Origin of the sequence: Tunicatimonas pelagia (genome assembly GCF_030506325.1) — a bacterium.
Classification (GTDB): domain Bacteria; phylum Bacteroidota; class Bacteroidia; order Cytophagales; family Cyclobacteriaceae; genus Tunicatimonas; species Tunicatimonas pelagia.
Genome location: NZ_CP120683.1, coordinates 858,520 through 877,369 on the forward strand (window position 1 = coordinate 858,520; position 18,850 = coordinate 877,369).

At 49.4% G+C, this 18,850-nt stretch carries 10 protein-coding genes, 1 tRNA gene and 1 pseudogene; 1 reads left to right on the plus strand and 11 read right to left on the minus strand.

Translation table 11 applies throughout. From position 1 onward, the window contains the following. Positions 1-116: 116 nt before the first annotated feature. From P0M28_RS03450 to P0M28_RS03470, 5 genes are all read right to left on the minus strand, one after another. The gene (locus P0M28_RS03450) at positions 117-980 is read right to left on the minus strand and encodes a sigma-70 family RNA polymerase sigma factor (protein ID WP_302208092.1); all 864 of its coding nucleotides are present in this window, start codon (positions 978-980) and stop codon (positions 117-119) included. A gap of 144 nt (positions 981-1,124) precedes the next feature. Continuing rightward, positions 1,125-3,260 carry a polyribonucleotide nucleotidyltransferase gene (gene pnp, locus P0M28_RS03455; protein WP_302208093.1) on the minus strand — a complete coding sequence of 712 codons (2,136 nt, stop codon included), beginning with the start codon at positions 3,258-3,260 and terminating at the stop codon, positions 1,125-1,127. A gap of 150 nt (positions 3,261-3,410) precedes the next feature. Further along, positions 3,411-3,686 (minus strand): 30S ribosomal protein S15, encoded by a 276-nt coding sequence (rpsO, locus tag P0M28_RS03460; protein ID WP_302208094.1) that lies wholly within the window; start codon positions 3,684-3,686, stop codon positions 3,411-3,413. Positions 3,687-3,794: 108 nt separating this feature from the next. After that, complete coding sequence (locus P0M28_RS03465; protein WP_302208096.1) at positions 3,795-5,441, minus strand: LptF/LptG family permease; 1,647 nt, start codon at positions 5,439-5,441, stop codon at positions 3,795-3,797. 57 nt (positions 5,442-5,498) lie between these two features. After that, positions 5,499-5,894, minus strand: coding sequence for an START-like domain-containing protein (locus tag P0M28_RS03470; RefSeq protein ID WP_302208098.1), 396 nt, complete (start codon positions 5,892-5,894; stop codon positions 5,499-5,501). Positions 5,895-6,266: 372 nt separating this feature from the next. On the opposite strand from P0M28_RS03470, the gene P0M28_RS03475 reads away from it, so the two are divergent. Next, positions 6,267-6,343, plus strand: a tRNA-Met gene (locus P0M28_RS03475). A gap of 133 nt (positions 6,344-6,476) precedes the next feature. Here P0M28_RS03475 and P0M28_RS31270 read toward each other — a convergent pair. The 6 genes and pseudogenes from P0M28_RS31270 to P0M28_RS03505 all read right to left on the minus strand — a co-directional run bounded on the left by P0M28_RS31270 (position 6,477) and on the right by P0M28_RS03505 (position 18,848). Continuing rightward, entirely contained in the window at positions 6,477-7,007 is a 531-nt protein-coding gene (locus tag P0M28_RS31270) for a glycoside hydrolase family 97 C-terminal domain-containing protein (protein ID WP_496060946.1), read from the minus strand. An 84-nt stretch (positions 7,008-7,091) separates the two neighbouring features. After that, positions 7,092-8,417 (minus strand): annotated as a pseudogene (locus P0M28_RS03485) (glycoside hydrolase family 97 N-terminal domain-containing protein); the annotation flags it as partial. After that, positions 8,417-9,925, minus strand: a complete 1,509-nt coding sequence (locus P0M28_RS03490; RefSeq protein ID WP_302208100.1) for a sulfatase family protein — start codon at positions 9,923-9,925, stop codon at positions 8,417-8,419. The pseudogene P0M28_RS03485 and the gene P0M28_RS03490, both read right to left, overlap by 1 nt. Before the next feature lie 128 nt (positions 9,926-10,053). Further along, entirely contained in the window at positions 10,054-13,608 is a 3,555-nt protein-coding gene (locus P0M28_RS03495) for a CBM96 family carbohydrate-binding protein (protein ID WP_302208101.1), read from the minus strand. Between the two features lie 271 nt (positions 13,609-13,879). Beyond that, positions 13,880-15,346: a RagB/SusD family nutrient uptake outer membrane protein gene (locus P0M28_RS03500; RefSeq protein WP_302208102.1), complete on the minus strand. Its 1,467-nt coding sequence runs from the start codon at positions 15,344-15,346 to the stop codon at positions 13,880-13,882. A 19-nt stretch (positions 15,347-15,365) separates the two neighbouring features. After that, positions 15,366-18,848 carry a SusC/RagA family TonB-linked outer membrane protein gene (locus tag P0M28_RS03505; RefSeq protein WP_302208103.1) on the minus strand — a complete coding sequence of 1,161 codons (3,483 nt, stop codon included), beginning with the start codon at positions 18,846-18,848 and terminating at the stop codon, positions 15,366-15,368. Positions 18,849-18,850 lie beyond the last annotated feature (2 nt).

Sequence of the window (18,850 nt, forward strand, 5' to 3'; positions counted from 1 at the left end):
TAAATTTTAATTCACTAGATTATCTTACGTAACCAACAGAGTCAAAGTTGTAGCTACAAAAAAGGCTCTCCTTGCGGAAAGCCTATCTATATTATTATGCAAAAGACTATTAGTCTTTATCCTAAATATGGCTTCAAAGCTTTGCTACGGGACGTGTGGCGCAGACGACGAATCGCTTTTTCCTTGATCTGCCGAACTCGTTCCCGGGTTAGGTTGAATTTTTCACCAATCTCTTCCAGTGTCATGGCGTGTTCGCCATTCAGCCCAAAATAGAGAGAAATAACATCAGCTTCGCGCTGAGTTAGTGTAGAAAGCGCGCGCTGCACTTCTTTCCGAAGCGAGTCATTCATTAAGGAAGAATCCGGAGTGTTTTCCGATTCATTCTCTAATACGTCTAACAAGCTATTTTCTTCCCCTTGTACAAATGGCGCATCCATGGAAACGTGACGACCAGAGATTTTCATGGTATCTACTACCTCGCTGGTACTCACTTCTAGCACATCAGCTAGTTCATCGGGAGAAGGCTCTCGCTCGTACTTTTGCTCTAGCTCTGAAAAAGTTTTGGAAATTTTATTGAGTGAACCAACCCGGTTCAAGGGTAAGCGCACAATTCGCGACTGCTCGGCCAGTGCTTGCAAAATAGACTGACGAATCCACCACACGGCGTAGGAGATGAATTTAAATCCACGAGTCTCGTCAAATCGCTGAGCGGCTTTAATCAGCCCTAAATTTCCTTCGTTAATCAAGTCGCCTAGCGTAAGTCCCTGGTTTTGGTACTGTTTCGCTACCGATACCACGAACCTAAGATTAGCTTTGGTTAGTTTTTCTAGAGCTAACTGATCACCAGAACGGATACGCTTTGCTAAGTCTACTTCCTCGTCTGGGGTTAGCAAATCTACTTTGCCAATCTCTTGAAGGTACTTATCTAATGATTGACTTTCCCGGTTGGTGATTTGCTTACTGATCTTGAGTTGTCTCATGCACGTGGTTTCTTTATGCGATGGATATGTCTAAGAATGCAACAATTATCTAATTTAGGATAGTTCCGATCAGGTTTATATAAATTTTGACCAGACACCCAAATCTTGTTAGGATTTACAGAGGAATGATTAGCAATTTTTATGCTAACTACGATTGGCTTTATCCGGCTTAGGAAGTAAGGCTTTACGAGAAAGACGATATTTCCCCGTCTTTTTATCAATTTCGGTGAGCTTTACTTTTATTTCCTCACCTACTTCCATTACGCCGTCCATTTTCTCTACCCGCTCCCACTTAATCTCAGAAATGTGAAGTAGACCATCTTTACCGGGCATAAACTCAATGAACGCCCCAAACGGCATGATTGACTTCACAACCCCATCGTAAACTTCGCCCACAGTCGGCATGGCCACAATCGCTTTAATACGACCCAAAGCTTTATCCATTGCTTCTTGGTCGGTAGCAAATACGTTAACAATACCTTGGTTGTCTACCTCTTCAATAACGATGGTGGTATCGGTTTCTTTTTGAATCTCCTGAACAACTTTTCCGCCTGGACCAATGAGCGCACCAATCATATCGGCAGCAATCTTCACGGTTTCGGAACGAGGGGCGTTGGGCTTCAGATCATCATTAGACTCAGAGATAGTTTTAGCCATTTCTTGCAGAATGTGCATACGCCCGGCTTTGGCTTGTGATAAAGCTTCGCTTAGCACTTCGTAGGGCAGTCCATCCACTTTAATATCCATCTGGCAGGCAGTGATTCCCTTTTCGGTGCCGGTTACTTTAAAATCCATATCACCTAAGTGATCTTCATCTCCCAAAATATCGGATAAGATCGCGTATTTCTTGGTTTCTGGATCAGAAATCATTCCCATAGCAATGCCCGATACTGGTCGTTTCACCGGAATCCCGGCATCCATTAACGCCATTGATCCGGCACAGACGGTTGCCATAGAAGAAGAGCCATTCGATTCTAGAATATCTGAAACTACTCTGATCGTGTAAGGATTATCATCGTCAGCCGGAATACATCCTTTGAGGGCGCGATGCGCTAAGTTTCCGTGACCAATCTCCCGACGACCCGGCCCGCGGTTGGGACGGATTTCACCGGTAGAGAATGCGGGAAAGTTGTAGTGTAGTAAAAATTTATTAGTGCCCTTTACCATTGCACTATCAATCATCTGCTCGTCTAACTTGGTACCTAGGGTAACCGTAGTCAACGACTGGGTTTCGCCCCGGGTAAATACGGCTGAGCCGTGAGCAGTAGGCAAATAATTTACCTCCGTATAGATAGCACGCACTTCATCAAGCTGACGACCATCGAGTCGTTTTCGGTCGTTCAGTACTAAATCGCGAGAAGCTTTTTTCTGAATGGAGCTGAAGTATTTGTGTACCTGTCCTAAATCTACTTCATGATCTTCGGGAAGACTGTCAATATATTCGTCCTTAAACGCCTTAAATTGGTTCTTTCTCTCTTCTTTGTTATTCACGCCTTGGCTGGCTACGGCGTACATCTTATCGTAGTACTGATCGTGCAGTTGCTGGTACAACTCTTCGTTACGCTCAGGTGGAATGAACTCTCGCTTCACGACGCCTAGTTCCTCGGCTAGTTCTTGTTGAGCCTTACATTGTAACTTAATCACTTCATGAGCAGCCTGAATAGCTTCCAGCATATCGGACTCACCCACTTCCTGCGCTTCTCCCTCCACCATAATGATATTGTCCAGCGACCCCGCCACAATTAAATTAAGATCAGCGGTCTCGGTTTGCTCTTCGTTGGGGTTCACAATGTACTCCCCACCCGACCGCACTACACGTACTTCAGAAATAGGTTCGGGAAAAGGAATGTCTGATACCGCAATTGCCGAAGAAGCTGCCAACGCGGCGAGTGCGTCGGGCATTACCTGAGCATCAGCCGAGATCATCATGATATTTACCTGCGTCTCAGCCATGTATTCATCAGGAAACATGGGCCGGATAGCCCGATCTACCAAGCGGCTGGTTAGAATCTCATGTTCGGAAAGGCGACCTTCTCGCTTCAGGAAGCCACCCGGAATTTTTCCGGCTGATGCAAACTTCTCTTGATAATCTACCGAAAGAGGAAAGAAGCTAGCGTCTTCTCTAGCTTCAGCCGCCGAAACAACCGTAGCCAATAACATAGTGTCACCCATTCTGATGACCACCGCTCCGTCGGCTTGGCGAGCCAATTTTCCGGTCTCAATAGTTATAGAACGGCCATCACTTAATTGAATAGTCTTTGTTACTACTTGTGGTTGCATAATGAAATTTTAATAAAATAACTTGTTGCCCAGAATAACTTCTCCCGGTTAAAATGATGGAAGAAAAAGGCTCTTAGGAAAGCAAAAAGGACTAGAAAAGTCCAAGACATACGAATGAAGGGGGCTAACCTCCCCCATCAACTGGTTTTATTACTTACGTAAATTTAGATCAGCCAAGACTGCACGATAACGCTCAATGTGTCGATCGTGTAAATACTCTAACAACCGCTTGCGCTTACCTACTAGTTTAAGAAGCCCTCGACGAGAAGAATGGTCTTTTTTATTTTGCTTCAGATGTTCCGTCAGGTGAGCAATGCGGTAAGTGTACAGAGCTATTTGAGACTCAGCCGAACCGGTGTCAGATTTAGATTTAGAAAGACTATGGTCGCCGAATAACTCTTGCTTTTTTTCAGAACTTAAGTACATGCGTATATTTTTACACTATGGTTTTAAAAACAGGGCACAAAGTTATCAATAATAATACTGATTTACAATACGATCTGCTTGGGTAAACCCATTTAAAAACTTTTTTGTTCAAACTGCTGGCTTTTGTCTAATGTTTTTCCACCGCATGACCAATCGATCGATCAAAACCCGGTAAAAGTCGCTCTCAAGCAGGCGGGCATCCAGACGGGCTTGAATCAAAAATACGATACCGAACGGAAGCAACACTATGTTCGGAAGCCACACCGCCAATTCGGCACTCATCACCAAATCTTCCGCCCATTTCCGACTCATCTCGGTTACTACGTAGAAAGCAATGAAGAAGCAGACAGAAATCAGCACAGGCACACCTAAGCCTCCACGTTTAATAATAGAACCCAATGGAGCACCAATCAAAAACATAATTAAGCAGGACAACGCCTGGGTTATTTTCTTATAGCTTTCGTAGGTATTCTTACGAATCTCACTCTCAAGCCTTCTTAGCTTTTGAGCATTGATTTGCAGCGTATTTTTAATTGTTCTACTTTGATTAAGTGCTTTAGAAATAATGCTGGCTCTCTCGCTTTCTGTAATCTCGCTCTCTACTTGGGCTAGTAAAGCCGTATCAACCTCCGTTACTTCGTGCTTTGTTTTGTTTGTCCCTACCTCTTCCAATGACTCTTGAATCTCCTGCCGTTGCCGCTTGAGGTTTCCAGCTTTAATAGCACTCGACTCCATACTTAACAGGCCACTTTGTCGAATATTTTCTACGCTATCTACCGAATCAATCGCCATATCAGCCACCACAATCTGTTCTTCTAACCCCTCGGGCATGAGAGAATCATAGCGTAAGTGATAGTTATAAAAATTCGTAGACCCAGCAAAGGCATCGTACTTGATCGCTACTTTTTCGTATTGCATAGAATCTATTGAAGTAGATAATTGCTCCATAGTTTGCATACGGCGATGAGACGCAAAGTACTCTTCTTTTGTTCGTTGAAGATCGAAGCTCGCCAGATCAAAAATCATTTTGGTAGTATCAAAATTATTGCGAACAAATTGGGAGTTACCTCCGCCCCGACTTGCGGTAGCTAACATTTTAGTCGTCTCCGAATAACGATTCCCCTTAAACAACTCCAGCATCAGGTAGCGATCATTCTGAATTGTGTACATTTTCCCGGAATCCGCCAAAATCACATTTCGGTTGCCTAACCCCTCGCTGTGGTCGTAGATAATTACATCTTTAATAGTTTCGCCATCAGCAAACTTCTGATTGATCTTGATCTTGAAATTGGGAATTCCGCCGTAGAATACGCCCTCCCGAATATCCAATGCGGGCTTTTTCTGCTTAATATCGTATAGTAAGCTGTATGCTTTAAGGTTGGCCTTCGGCACTACAAAATTATTGGAAAGAAACGCTACTACTGAAATTAGGCTCACCAACACAAAGAGCGGACGCAACGCTCGGGTTAAGGAAATTCCGGCACCTTTGATAGCGGTCAGCTCAAAATGCTCACCCAAATTACCGAATGTCATTAGCGAAGATAATAACACTGCCAGTGGTAGTGCTACCGGAGTCATGTTAATGCTAAAGTAAAACAGCAATTCCGCAAAAACCTCGGCTCCCAGTCCTTTTCCCACAAAATCGTCGAAGTACTTCAGCATATACTGCGTAAGCAGAATGAAAACAACCACAACAAATGTGAGAAAGAAAGGCCCAACAAACGACTTGATAACGAGCTTGTCAATCTTCTTCATACGTTAGCTATAACAGCGATCGCCGAAAAAATATTTTGAAACTACTTAGTTTTTCGGCTATCCACCCACAATTTCTTTCAGGCTATCGGTGAGTTGCAGCCATATTTCGTAAAACTCTTCTTCATCGTCGGCGGTCATAGAGTCGGTTACGTTAAGAAAAACGGCACCAGTAAGATCATTAGTATCTAGTCGCATTTCCAGAAAAGAAGTACCATTTGGGGGTTGATCTGAACCATTGAGGAAATCAAAACGAACAAATCGATTGACACGCTGGGAAGCTAGCTTAGCCTGATGTTCTTCGCCATCCCAGGCGAATGAAAACACCTTATCTTCATTGATTGTAACGTCATCAGCAAACCACTGTGCCAGTCCACTGGCAGTGGTAAGGTAGGGAAATAGCATCTTGCGTGAGGCTTTAAACTCAAATTCGGCAGTAAATTCATGATTAGCCATATCAGTGTAAATTTGCATTCATCTTAGCGACTCCGCTCTAGATAAATGTATTTTGAGCCATTGCAAGGTAGTTTTTTTTGATCATATCGCCAACGGAACTCGAAATTTTACCGCAATTAATGCTTGTAGTTCCCAAGCATCTTCGTAATTTTGCAATCCGTTTCACGGAGGCTGTCCCGCGGCGAGGTAGTTCAGGCTATGCGCCCTGACTTACGTGGTTCGGATAATTGAAGTGCGGGATTCATAATCCAACCGCTTGTGAATTCAACTATCTGATGCTCAAGGGGTTACGAAGTAAAAGGAAGAGAAGGTGCAACATAAGCACAACAACTATGTTCGGTAAACGGCCGGATATCAGCATTTTGAAAATATGGCGGGGTAGCTCAGATGGTTAGAGCGCAGGATTCATAACCCTGAGGTCGGCAGTTCGATTCTGCTCCCCGCTACCAAGAAATCCCGGTATAAAACCGGGATTTTTACTTTAGAAGGATTCACATTTACCTGAACAGACTTGCTAAGAAGTTACTTTCCCACTCCAGTATTAGTGACGATAGGATGGGAGACGCGGTGCATTACTGTTGCTTACTTTCCGTGAGGGAAAATATGTATTGCGTGTCCCCCACCGGGAGCAAGCTGCACGGATAACACCGAATCAGCCGTAACTACTACGTTTTGCCGAATCCGGTAGGCTTCCTTATTGTTCTGGTAGTGAGTATCCTCAGCGTCTTCGTACAGTGTGGCTACGTACGTCTTCCCCGGAGGAAGAAAATCTAGCCGAATAGCCAACTGCCGCACCTCTCGATTCGTTAACGATCCTACAAACCACTCTTCACCCGCGCGTCGTACCACGCTGACGTGCTCATCCAGCTTTCCGTCTAATACGCCTAAGCTATCAAACTGCGCTGGCATCTGCTGAATAGCCTCCAACAAATCAGCTTTCACTAGGTACGCTTCCGGAGCATCGGGCAGCACCATCCACCCGCTGTACACCGCAATCAGCTTGGCAACCTCAGCGGCTACCGTGCCCGGAATTTCTTCAAAGACCTTCTCTCGGGTGTGCGCTCCGTTCAAATCAAACCACCCATTGGTCATATCAATAGGCCCTGCAATCATATTGAGTAGTACCTGGTTAACCGCTGTTTCGGGATAATACGATCGCTTTGAGTCAGTCTGGGCATGACCATACTCGCGGGTTATCAGGTTAGGCCAACTGCGGCGATCCCCGCTGGGAGGCACCGGATGGTCGTGGAAGTTTACCATCAGTTGATACTTCGCGCATAGTGCTACCACCCGCCGGGTATGCTGCACTTTTTCTTCAGGACTGCCCTCCATAAAACCGTACTTCACCCCCACAGCCCCCCAGTCAGCAAACTGCTGAAGCACCCGTTCTAGCCCAAACTGCTTGGCTCCTACATCGTTCAGGTACAGAATGAGGCCAACTCCACGCTGTCGGGCGTACGCCATCGCTTCTTCAATCATAATACCCTCCCGGGCGGTAGCGGGGTCTGACTCGGTACTGAACTCTGCCCCGTACCAGTCCGCATCAATCAGCAGGTACTGAATATTATGCTCGGCGGCAAAATCGATGAAGCGTTTGTGCGACTCGGTGTTCGGTCCGTAGGTGTAGCCATCTTCCGTCGTATAACCCCACACCCGCCAGTCCCATAAGGATTTGCCAGGTTTGATCCAGCCAGAATCGTTGATCTGATTGGGAGGGTTTAGATTAACAAGCAGATTAGATTCTACCAAATCACCCGCGCGCTGCCCCAGGATAAAGGTGCGCCACGAGGTCTGAAACGCGCGACCTTGCGGGGAGTAGTCGGTATTGAAGCGTAGCGACTGAGCTTCTCCCGAGGCATCCATCGTGAAGGGGGCAAAATGGTCGATAGCCCCTTCGTGTAGCGCCAAAAAGCAGCTATCTTTTAACTGAACCACTACCGGAATCTGTAGGGAGTCTTTCCGGACTTCAGACCGCCGCAGGGGGCCCACATTGTGACGCTCACCGTTGTAGGCTCAGTAGGAGTAATCACGCGTGAAGTTGAGCTGGGTAGTTTCAGCGTCAATTTGTACGCTATCCTGGACAGATTCGCCTGTAAAGACGTATCGGTAGGCCAAGCCCTCATCGTACAGGCGCAGCAGTAGTTCGTACATTACTTGCTGGCGATCCTGGGGAGTAACTGCGTAGCGGTATTCACGGTAGTGATTTCGTACGCTTGGCTGCTTACCGTTGATGGTCTGCCAGGTACTGTCGTAAGTAGCTTGGGATACCTCCGTCAATCGTACGTTTTGGCTGTAGTCTGTCTGGTCAACCTTTAGCCCTAAGGGGGAAGCAACGAACAACGTATCGTCGCCGTAGCGTAAGTCGAAGCGTAGCTCCTGATTCCTATCACTCAAAGTGACCTGCACCTGCCCGTCGGGCGAAGTGAGCGCATAAGACACCGCCGGAGGCTCTTTGGAGTGGCACATCGAAACCAGCATCCCTAGCAGAAGTAGGGTCACCAATCGTGGCGTAGGCTCATCCATCAGGGAGTATTGTTTTCCTGGTACTTTTTCAGTTGTTCGGCTAATTCAGCCACTTTATCAGGATACTTTTCGTATAAATTGTGCTCCTCCCGAGGGTCGGCTTCCAGGTCGTAGAGGGTACCGGATGGCTCGCCGGGGTTTGGGGCGATCGTTACCGGTTCGGTGAAGCCGCCCGAACCCCGGTGGGGAGTGTACTTCCACTTCCCTTGCCGGATAGAGAATACCCCTCGTAACGAATGGTGTACGATCTCTTCCCGAATCGGGGCTCGATCCGTGCCGATAAAGGCGGGCCACAGGTTTTCGCTGTCTTCACCCGCCGTTTCAGCTACCGAAGCGTTGAGCATCCCGGCCAGGGTAGCCATCAGGTCGGTGGAACACATAATCTGATTGGAACGCTGGCCAGCCGGAATTACCCCTGGCCAGCGGGCAACAAACGGTACCCGATGACCCGCTTCGTAAATATCCGCCTTGCGACCTTTATAGATATGGTTGGCCCGATGTGCGTACTGCTTCTGGTCTTCCGGATTCCAGTCGGCCCCGTTGTCGGAAGTCACAATGATGAGGGTATTTTCTGTCAGGCCGTTTTCCGCTACGGTTTGCATTACTTGCCCCACCATCGCATCTACCATCGTTACAAAATCCCCGTAGCGACCAGCCTCAGAACGGTCGTGATGAGCCTCGGTCGGCAGCCAAGGCGTGTGTGGCGCAGGAAGCGGTAAGTACAAAAAGAAGGGATCAGCTTGGGAGGCCCGGCGTTTTACGTAGGCACAGGCAGAGTCTACCAGGGTCGGCAGCACCCGGTCAAAGTCGAAACTAGGTGACACTTTTCCTTCGCGCCAGAATACGCCCCGGCCATCAGCTTCCTGACTTTTACCTTCGGTGTAAGCAGTGGGTGGCTGGACGACTACGTTATTGCGAAGATAGCAATACGGACTCATATCCAGCGAGGCAGGGATGATCAGCGAATAGTCGAAGCCGTGATTAGCCGGACCGTTGCTGACAGGTTGGCTGTAATCCACGTTATCTTGGTAGCCCTGCGGCACCCGATCGTTCCACTTGACATCTTTAATCTCCTGCTGTGGGTCTTGCTTCACCCAGTCTAGCCCCAGGTGCCACTTACCGATGCAGGCGGTATGGTAGCCTTGATCTTGCAAAAAAGTAGCTACCGTGGCTCGTTCAGGCTCAATGAGGGCCGGTGAATACCCCCATAGCACTCCTTGCTTCAGGTGAGTTCGGAAGGCGTAGCGGCCCGTTAAGATACCGTAGCGCGTAGGAGTGCAAACGGCTGAGTTGGTGTGAGCGTCCGTGAAGTGTACTCCTTCCTGAACCAGTTGATCCATATGAGGAGTAGGAATCTGCGAAGCGGCGTTTAGGCTTTTTAAGTCACCGTAGCCCATATCATCCGCTAAAATATAGATGATATTAGGCGGGTCGCCTGTCTGTGCAAAGGCGAACGAAGGAACAAGCAATAAATAAAGCCAAGTGATACGGCAGGTTAACAATAGCATAGCAGTCGGTATACGTTGAGGGTAGCGAACGCTTACCTCTCAGACAAAGATATGAGTTATTTGATCAAAACTTTATGCACTAGAAAAGGGGGCTTTCCGCGAAGAAAGCCCCCAGCTAATCTACTTCTCTATTCTATCAATAGCTTGTGCGTGACATCATCCTGCCCCCCTCGTTCAATAGATAGTACATATAAGCCCGGGTGCAATTGACTCACGTCGATATCAGCCGATGAACCGGACAGTGCCTCTTTCAGTACGACCCGCCCCAGCATATCGCTAATGGATAGCTGAGCCGATTCAGTAGCCAAGCCCGACAGGTGCAGCGTACGCTGAGCCGGGTTTGGGTACAGGATAAGATCATCTACGCTACCTATCTCACTACCTATCCCCTTTTTCTGTCGCTCAGCAACACGCGCATTGGTGTTGTGAGGAGCGGAAACGGTAGAAGTACGACGCTTCCCATCGGGGCCCGTCAGTGTCCAGACCGTAGTTTCGCCCGGCTGTAAGATGACTTCAAACACCCCGCGCTGCCGTCCCGGCAGAAAGTTCACCGTCTGCCCCCGATCTTGGAAAGGGCCGGTAAATCGGCTCTTGGCTCCTACTGGAATGCTAATGATACCCGCATTTTGATTATAATAGCCGAAGCGGGCGGTGTAGGTCGTATCCGCTGGATTGTACGTTAGCCGTCCGCCGTTTTCCAGCACGGGCTTCACTGAACGGAGAGCAGTCGTGTATACTAGCGCCGGCGAAGTGTTACTTTCCCGAGAGCCAAATGTGACTCCAACAGCCGCATTGGCAGGCTGCACCAGTGCCAGACTCAGCACCCCATCAGTTTCTTGACTCACTACCTCGGTGATATCCAGGGTTTGCACCCCCAGGGTATTTTTGTCAACCACAATCTCACCCAACCGCTGGCCGCACGCCGGACGGTTAGCCCAAGTGATATTATTCTCATCCCACTGGTCGTTATCCACCCGATAGAGCTCTACGGGCCCTTGCCCCTGAATATCTATCGCTAAAGCATTAATGACTAACTGAGCGAAATCTACCTCGCCCCGGATATCATCTAACGAGAACCGCAGGTAACTGTAGCGAGAAAAGGTGTTGTCTGCTACTTTCTTCACCACCAACTCCGTCTCCTGACCGTAGTTGTCTTGACTGAAGCTACCCCCGCGCACAAAAGCATCGGCTACCGGAGGCGTGCTGCGACGGACACTGGAAGAAGCCCGGATCACTTCTAAGGCCGCCGGGGCTGCACTTTCTTTAGACCCAAATATAACTGTAGCGTCTACGCTGCTGGGCATGGTCAGGACGAAGGATACTTTACCGTCGCCATTCGCTGCTCGGGCGTTTTGCACCAAGTCGGTGACATCAATCACCTTTTTGATTCCTTCATCATCAGACCCCACAATCAGCCGACCAACATTGGTGCTTCCGGCGGGCTTGGTGTTCCAGGTGATCTGCGATTCGTCCCAGCTATCGTCTGCGACGAAGGCTATATCAATAGGCATTTCGCCCCGGCCATCTTGTGCACTGGTAACTTGTAGGGCAAGCTGTATCTGATCTGTGTCGCTCTCAATCTCGTCTGTGCTAAAGCGTAAGTAGCTATGAAAAGTGATATTGACGTTATTTACTCCTCTTACCGTGAGCTCTTCGGTATTAAAGTTATTATTGGCGTTGTTGCCCCCCCGCACGAACGCATCCGCTTCGGCCCCAATGGTATAGTCGGCGAGAGGCGACACAACAACCGTTACCGGATCGGTGGTGGTGACCGTACCGCTGTCGTCCGTGATGCGGATCGTGAGTTGATACGTACCAACAAAGGCCCCTTCCCAGTCGTAGCGATACGGGGCAGTAGTATCTTCGCCTAGCTTGGTGCTGCCGAGAAAAAACGCCGCGCTGGCTACACTTCCGTCAAAGTCGGAGGCGTCGACGGTCACCGTAATGACATCGCCACTGAAGAAGGGAGTGTTGGCCCGGGGGCTCGTGATTTCTCCCTGCGGGGGAATGTTGGTGGTTGGTCCACCGGAGCCACTTTCAAAGGCTCCCAGATCGGGAGCCGGCCCGTTGTAATCTTCTAGTCTCAATCCCGGCAGATAGATGCCCGCGTCAATGGCCGGACTTCCTTCGGCCAGCTCAAAATAGCTCTCTTGCAGCTCGCCCGCGAATTTCAGAATAGACTCGGGGCCTTCGTTGGGGTTTACCCTAATGGCCGCGTCCCCAAACGATCCCGTTTGGTAAAATAAGTTGTTGCTCACTAGAGGATCCAGAAAGTCCTCTGCGTCAAACCCCTCGCGCGGATTATTATTAGCCTTGTTGGTACTGATGAAGATGTTATTTGCAATTGTGGCAGCTCCAACACCGGCCACCTCCGGGCTCAGTTGCTTGCGGAAGTATTCATTCAATCCCCGGGCCGTGGTGTCAATAATGGTATTGTTGACAAACTGAAAATCTTCCGGAAAATCATTGTAGAATGCTACCTCAAAACCAAATTCATGACGCCCATTGGTACTATTGATAAATGCCGACGAAGGGTTGTAAAACACATTGTGGTGAATCTTATGATCCCGGTAGCCCGATGGCTTAGGATTGCCCCCGAACGTAGCCAGCGGATACAAACCGCCGCTGAATATATTGTGGTCAATCTCCATGTGGGGTACAATTGTCTCAATAGCATAGCGGTACTCGTTGTATCCCATATCCCAGTAATTGTGATGAAGCCTCACCGAACGCTCAGTGGATTGTAACCCGAAGGTTTGATTGTTGAACATCGCCATCGAGACCGTATTATTGAACCAATTGTGGTGAATATCCCAATTCAGAGCGCTGGCCCCGATCATGTTCATCGTAATAGCCGGTGATTGCCGATTCTGCCACGCTCCCACCTCCAACACAAAGCAGGTATTCTCATAAAACTCAAAGTTACGCAGCACCGGAGGATTACCTCGGAAACGGTTGTTGTTCTCAAAGAAAGCATCCTGATCCTGATCAAACAGCATCACAGTGTAAGACTCTAGCTCGTCTTCCCGCAGCTCGTTATTATACACTTTAACGTCTTTTCCTCTAAAAAACATGATACTACCAGAACAGCGTACGGTGTTGGGGAATGAGGTATTGATAAATTTGCTATCCCGCACCACAACATTGTCCGACACCTGCACCCACAGCCCAACGTAGCGGAACTGGGTGATGTGCAAGTCTTCAAAGACCATGTTGGCAGCCGTATCTACCCGGATACCTCCGTGGCTTTGCCGGTTTTGCCCATCAAGTTTGAAGCCTTTGATCAAATGATCGCGACCGTTCATCTGGATCACGCACTCTTCAGGAGCCGGATCGTACCCGGCATCGCGTCCATCGGCAAATTGACGGGGCACGGTCGTGATATCGTAAAAGTAGTTCACCTTCACGGTCGTCTGTTCTGAACCGGCCCCCACCAGGTTTACTCCGTTAGGAATCGTCAGCACGCTATTCTCCGTAAATTCCCCGGCACTCAATTGAATGGTATGCCCTTGGCCGGAGGTTACATTCGCCAGTGCGTAGGCAATAGTTTGCCAGGCATTGGCCGGACTCAGCCCATCGTTACTATTACTGCCCGCCGGAGCCACGTAGTAGGTGGTCTGTGCGTAGGTGCTTACGCATAAACAGCAGCTTAGTAGAAAACAAAAATTGGTTAAGGTTCGCATGGATTATTGGGTTTTAGTTGAAAATTACTCAATGACGGATGCTTGAAAAAGCTTATTGCTGGGGCGGAGCTATGCCACCTCAGCGACACAAGTCAACCCGTATATCACCCTTATCGTAATCAATCAGTCCGCCGCCGGTCAGATACCTTGCGTGGATTGTCGGCGAACGAATACTGATGGTGTGCTACCGCGTAGCTACTCGGTGTTCTCGGTCAGAACATAGTTACAGAGGCACAGATGCTAATCTACGCCTCTGCCTTTTGTCGCCGAACTAATAGCCGACGTTCTGATCACCGCGTAGTGCCGGATTACGGTCCGCCGCGGACTGCGGAATAGGCCACAGCGTATGAAAATCCTGAATCAGTGCCTCGGGCTTTACGGCCAGCGTCCGCTCTACGAGGTTCCCCCAGCGTAGCAGATCGAAGTACCGCTTCCGTTCGTCGTATAGCTCATGTCTTCGCTCGGCTCGTACTGCCGTGCGAAACGCCTCCGACGACAGTCCGGCCAAGGGGGGAAGCCCCGCCCGCTCCCGAACTACGTTGATGTACTGGTACGCATCAGCCGGGCCATTGGCCTCATTTTCAGCTTCGGCAGCCATCAGATAGACTTCGCCCAGTCTCAGGTAGATGTAGTTGTAACCGGAGTTGTTGTTAGATTCTGTCCCTTCAATATAGGACGAAGGCACGCGCTTGAGCGGGTAGTTGGGCTCTGCCCCATCGGCAAAAAACTCAACGAGGGTGCCATCTGCTTTCGTAACGCTGGTACTGATCAAATCCCTTCGGGCGTCTCCTGGCTCAAACGACTCCAAGAGGTCATCGCTGGCGATGTACACGCCACCCCAGTTGGGTCCCAGAAAGAAATCATCTCCACCGGCTGGCCCTATTCCTCGGGGCCAGTTGCCCACTTGGTTGGCCCGCTCCAGTTCTATTTCCATCTGTAGCTCGAAGATAGACTCAGCGTTATTTTCGTTCCGATCGCTAAAGATATCCGCGTAAACCGGTAACAGTTCGTGAGGGCCTTCATTGATCACCTGAGCCGCTAGCGAGGTCGCTTCGCCCCAGTTCTCTCGGGTCAGGTACACTTTCGCCAACAGCCCCATCGCGGCCCACCGGGTGGCTCTGCCGGGTGCCGGAGCGGTTTCCCATAAGTTGTTGACTCCTTCATTCAGGTCAGCAATAATCAGGTCGTACACGGGCTCTACTGACGCAGATCGCGGTATTTCTCGCACCTCATTCACGCCTAACGGTTCTTCTATCAAGGGGATTCGCCCAAATAACCGTACTAGAATGAAGTAGCTGTACGCTCGCAGAAACTTGGCTTCTGCCACCAGCGCGCTTTTCCCCTCAAACTCTTCCATGCCGCTGATCCCGTCAATCGCTACGTTAAACGCATTGATGCCCCGAAAGTGACTGAAGTACGCGTCGCTAATGTTGCCGGTGGCTGGTCCGAAATCGCGGTAAAAGGCTTGCTCCCGTACGTTATTAGCGTTTCCTAAGGCTCGCAGCACAAAATCATCGTGCAGTGCTTCGTAGGTGAAGTCGCGCCACCAGCCAAACGTAACGGGATTGCCTGATCCGTAAAAGTCATAGCAAGCGATGGCCGCCGCCTGGGCATCCGATTCTGTCTGAAAGAAGTTGCCCGGATTGATAAACGACTGAGGATCTTCTTCTAAGAAATCATCACACCCTACGGAAGCGGTGACGAGTGCAAAAGCGATGAGGTAGTTATGTATTTTCATTGTGTCTTTTTTTCGGTAATTAAAAGCCAAGATTGAGTCCTACGCGAAAGTTGCGGGCAAAGGGATAGGCTGAAGTGGATCCTGACTCCGGATCTTGTCCGGTGTACTCGGTAAACGTCAGCAGGTTCTGTCCGCTGGCGTAGACACGCAGCCGGGAAATGCCCCAGGATTCTAGCACCGTCACGGGGAAGGTGTACGCCAGGGTCACGTTTCTCAGCCGTAAGAAATCTACTGATTGAAAATCTCTTCCCGAAGGAGAAACACTGGAGTTCAGCAAGGGGTCTTGCGAGCTAAGCGCAGGATTAAGGTTGCTAGGATTTGTGGGTGTCCAATGATCTAACGACGACGTAAAAGCGTTGCTCTCGCCCCCGAATCCGCCGACATTTCCACCAAACCCGCCAATATCGGTTCTTCCTCGGGCCAGGTTGCCCGCCGAGCCCTGTAAAAACACACTAAGCTCAATTCCCTTGTAATTAAACGCGGTGCTCAATCCGTAGAATGATGTAGGCTGAGTGACTCCGATCACAGTTCGATCGTCCGCCAGGTCATAGCTACCATCTTGACTAATATCGACAAACTTCGGATCACCAGGTTTCCGGTCAAACTCCGCAGCTTCGGCAGCTTCGTCGCTCTGCCAAATCCCCGCAAAATCCATGGCGTACAGCGTACCCAGGTCTTGACCAATAATGTGGGCGCGCCCCGTATTCCCGATAATGATCGTATCCTGCCCTCCCAGGTCAAGGATATTGTTATTGTTGTACGTATAGTTAGCGTTCACCGAGATATTGAGATTGCCCACCGCCAGATTGGTTCCTATCGCTAGCTCAATACCTCTATTTTCTACACTACCCGAGTTTTGAAGTACACTGGTAAACCCCGACTCAATAGCTACCGGAAATTCTAGTATCAGGTCTTCGGTTACTTTATTGTAATAATCGGCTGTGATATTCACTCGGTCGTTGAACAACGTCATATCAAAGCCAATATCAAACTGCCGGGTTCTTTCCCAGGTCAAGTCAGGATTCGGAATTCCATTGTTGGCGGGGCGAACCCCGACGGCGGCATCTTGGCCAAACACTTCACCAACGGTGATAAACCGAGGTAGCGAACGGTACAGGCCAATCTCCTGGTTGCCCGTAACTCCGTAGCTTACCCGGAACTTTAGATCGCTAATCGTGCTGATGTTCTGCATAAAGGGCTCATTACTTACGCGCCAACCGAGTGCTCCCGAAGGAAAAAACCCAAACTTATTGTTCTCGCCAAAGCGCGATGAGCCGTCGTACCGGCCACTGAGGGTGAATAAATAGCGATCTAGTAGTGAGTAGTTGATCCGACCCAGCCAACTGGCAATAGACCAATCGTCTAACGAAGACTGAGGAATCACCTCCGAGGCCCCTCCACCCAAGTTAGCGGTGCCAAAGGCGTCGGTCACAAAGTTGTTTCGGCCGGTCAGCGTTCTTTCCAACGTATTCGCTTGGGCACTAAATCCGGCCACCGCATTGAATTGGTGCACTCCGATCGTTTTCCGGTAGTTTAGCAGAAAGTCAGTAAGCCAGGTAACGTCAAACACATCGAGCAGACGAGCCGCGCCGCCTACTTCGCTACCGTACAGCGTAGTTGTGGGGTAATAAGCACGCTCGCTGCGGCTCAGCAGATCGTACCCTACGTTTATCTTGCCGCTTAGGCCTGGTATAAATTCGTAGTTCAGGTAGAACGTTCCCAATGAGCGCAGACTCTGGTACGTAATATCCTGGGTTTCTACGATAGCTAAAGGGTTGGCGAAAGCAGTATTGCCCCGGGTAGGAAACAAAAAGTAGCTATCATCATCGTTAAAAACCGGATCGGTAGGAGGAAATTGCAGGGCACTAAACACTACGCCGGGTCCCGTATTGGGGTTTCTTCCGCCGTTAGGAACCGCCTCTTCCACCGTATACGAGCTGGTAAACGAATTACCAATGATCAGTTTTTCCGAAGGACTCACGTCGAGGTTAGCTCGCAGCGAAAACCGCTCTAGCCCACTGCTTTTTATGATACCTTCCTCATTGTAGTAGTTCCCCGACAGATAGTACTGTACCTTATTGTTAGCACCGTTCGTCGATAGCTGCACGTTATTGACTCGCCCCGTCCGAAATATCTGATCTTGCCAGTCGACTCCTCCGTTTTGGTCAAACGCCTGAACCTGGTCATTGGTAAATGTCGGGGCTACGTCGAAAGCGGCGTTGAACTCGTTGATCAATCGGGCGTACTGTCCGGCGTTCATCACAGGATATCGCTCAGTAATTGTATTTACTCCCGAATAGACATCCAGGTTCAGGCGACTACCTCCTTCCTTACCGCGTTTGGTCGTAATCACGATGACTCCGTTGGCTCCGCGAGATCCGTAGATAGCGGTCGCGGAGGCATCCTTGAGTACTTCAATAGACGCAATATCGTTAGGGTTGATGGTCGACAAAATATTACTGGTGTTAGGCGACAATTGATCCGTTCTAAAGCTTCCTTCGCCCCGAAGAGCAGTATTATTAGGATACACTGGAAACCCATCAATCACGTACAGTGGTTCATTGCCGCTATTGATAGAGTTAGAGCCCCTGATGCGTACGGTGGGAGCCGCCCCGGGTGCCCCACCGTTAGAGTTAGAGACCAGCAAGCCTGGGGTTCGGCCTTGTAACGCTTGGTCTAGCGAGGGAGTAACAATCTTCTCCAGTGCTTCGGTCTTCACCGAGGCAACCGACCCAGTAATATCCTTCCGTTGTTGGGTGCCGTAGCCTACGACGACGACCTCCTGCAGCGACTGCACATCAGGGGCTAGGGACACGTTAATAACGGTCTGATTACCGATGGTTATCTCCTCATTGATGTAGCCTACGGAAGAAAATACCAGTATTTTGGCATCATCGGCCATGGTCAGGCGGTAGTTGCCTTCTACGTCGGTGACCGTGCCCACGGTGGTGCCTTTCACGACGATATTTACCCCCGGCAAACCTTCCCCGTTAGATAAGTCCGTCACCTGGCCCGCAATACTTTTCTCAGTAAAGGCACCCGATCGGTCGCCAGATGAGGCAAGCTTTACCGTACCGGCACGGCGCTCTACCGTTAGCTCCGAAGATGCCGATGGGCTGGTACTGACATTTTGCCGACGAACTTTGGGGGGCGACGCGTTGCGAATAATGAGGTAATAGCGTTCGTCTAGCTTACGATAGTGAAGATTAGCCGGTGTGAGCAGCTGTTTTAGTGCTACTTGAATACTTTCTTTCGTGACTGCCTGGGTATTCTTATTCAGTTTAATGGCTCGCACCAAATCAGTTTCGTAGTGGAAAGAAACGTCAAATTTCTTTTCCAACTGCCGAAGGGCCTGTTCAATTGTTACTTCGCCCTTCTGCCAGAACTCATTGGGCGAATCGTAGGTAGCAGCGAGTAGTGATTGAGCACGTAGTGACTCAGGTGGACAGAGTAGCACCAAAAAACATAGCGGTGCTATCGACTTTTGTAAAAAGTTTTGCATAG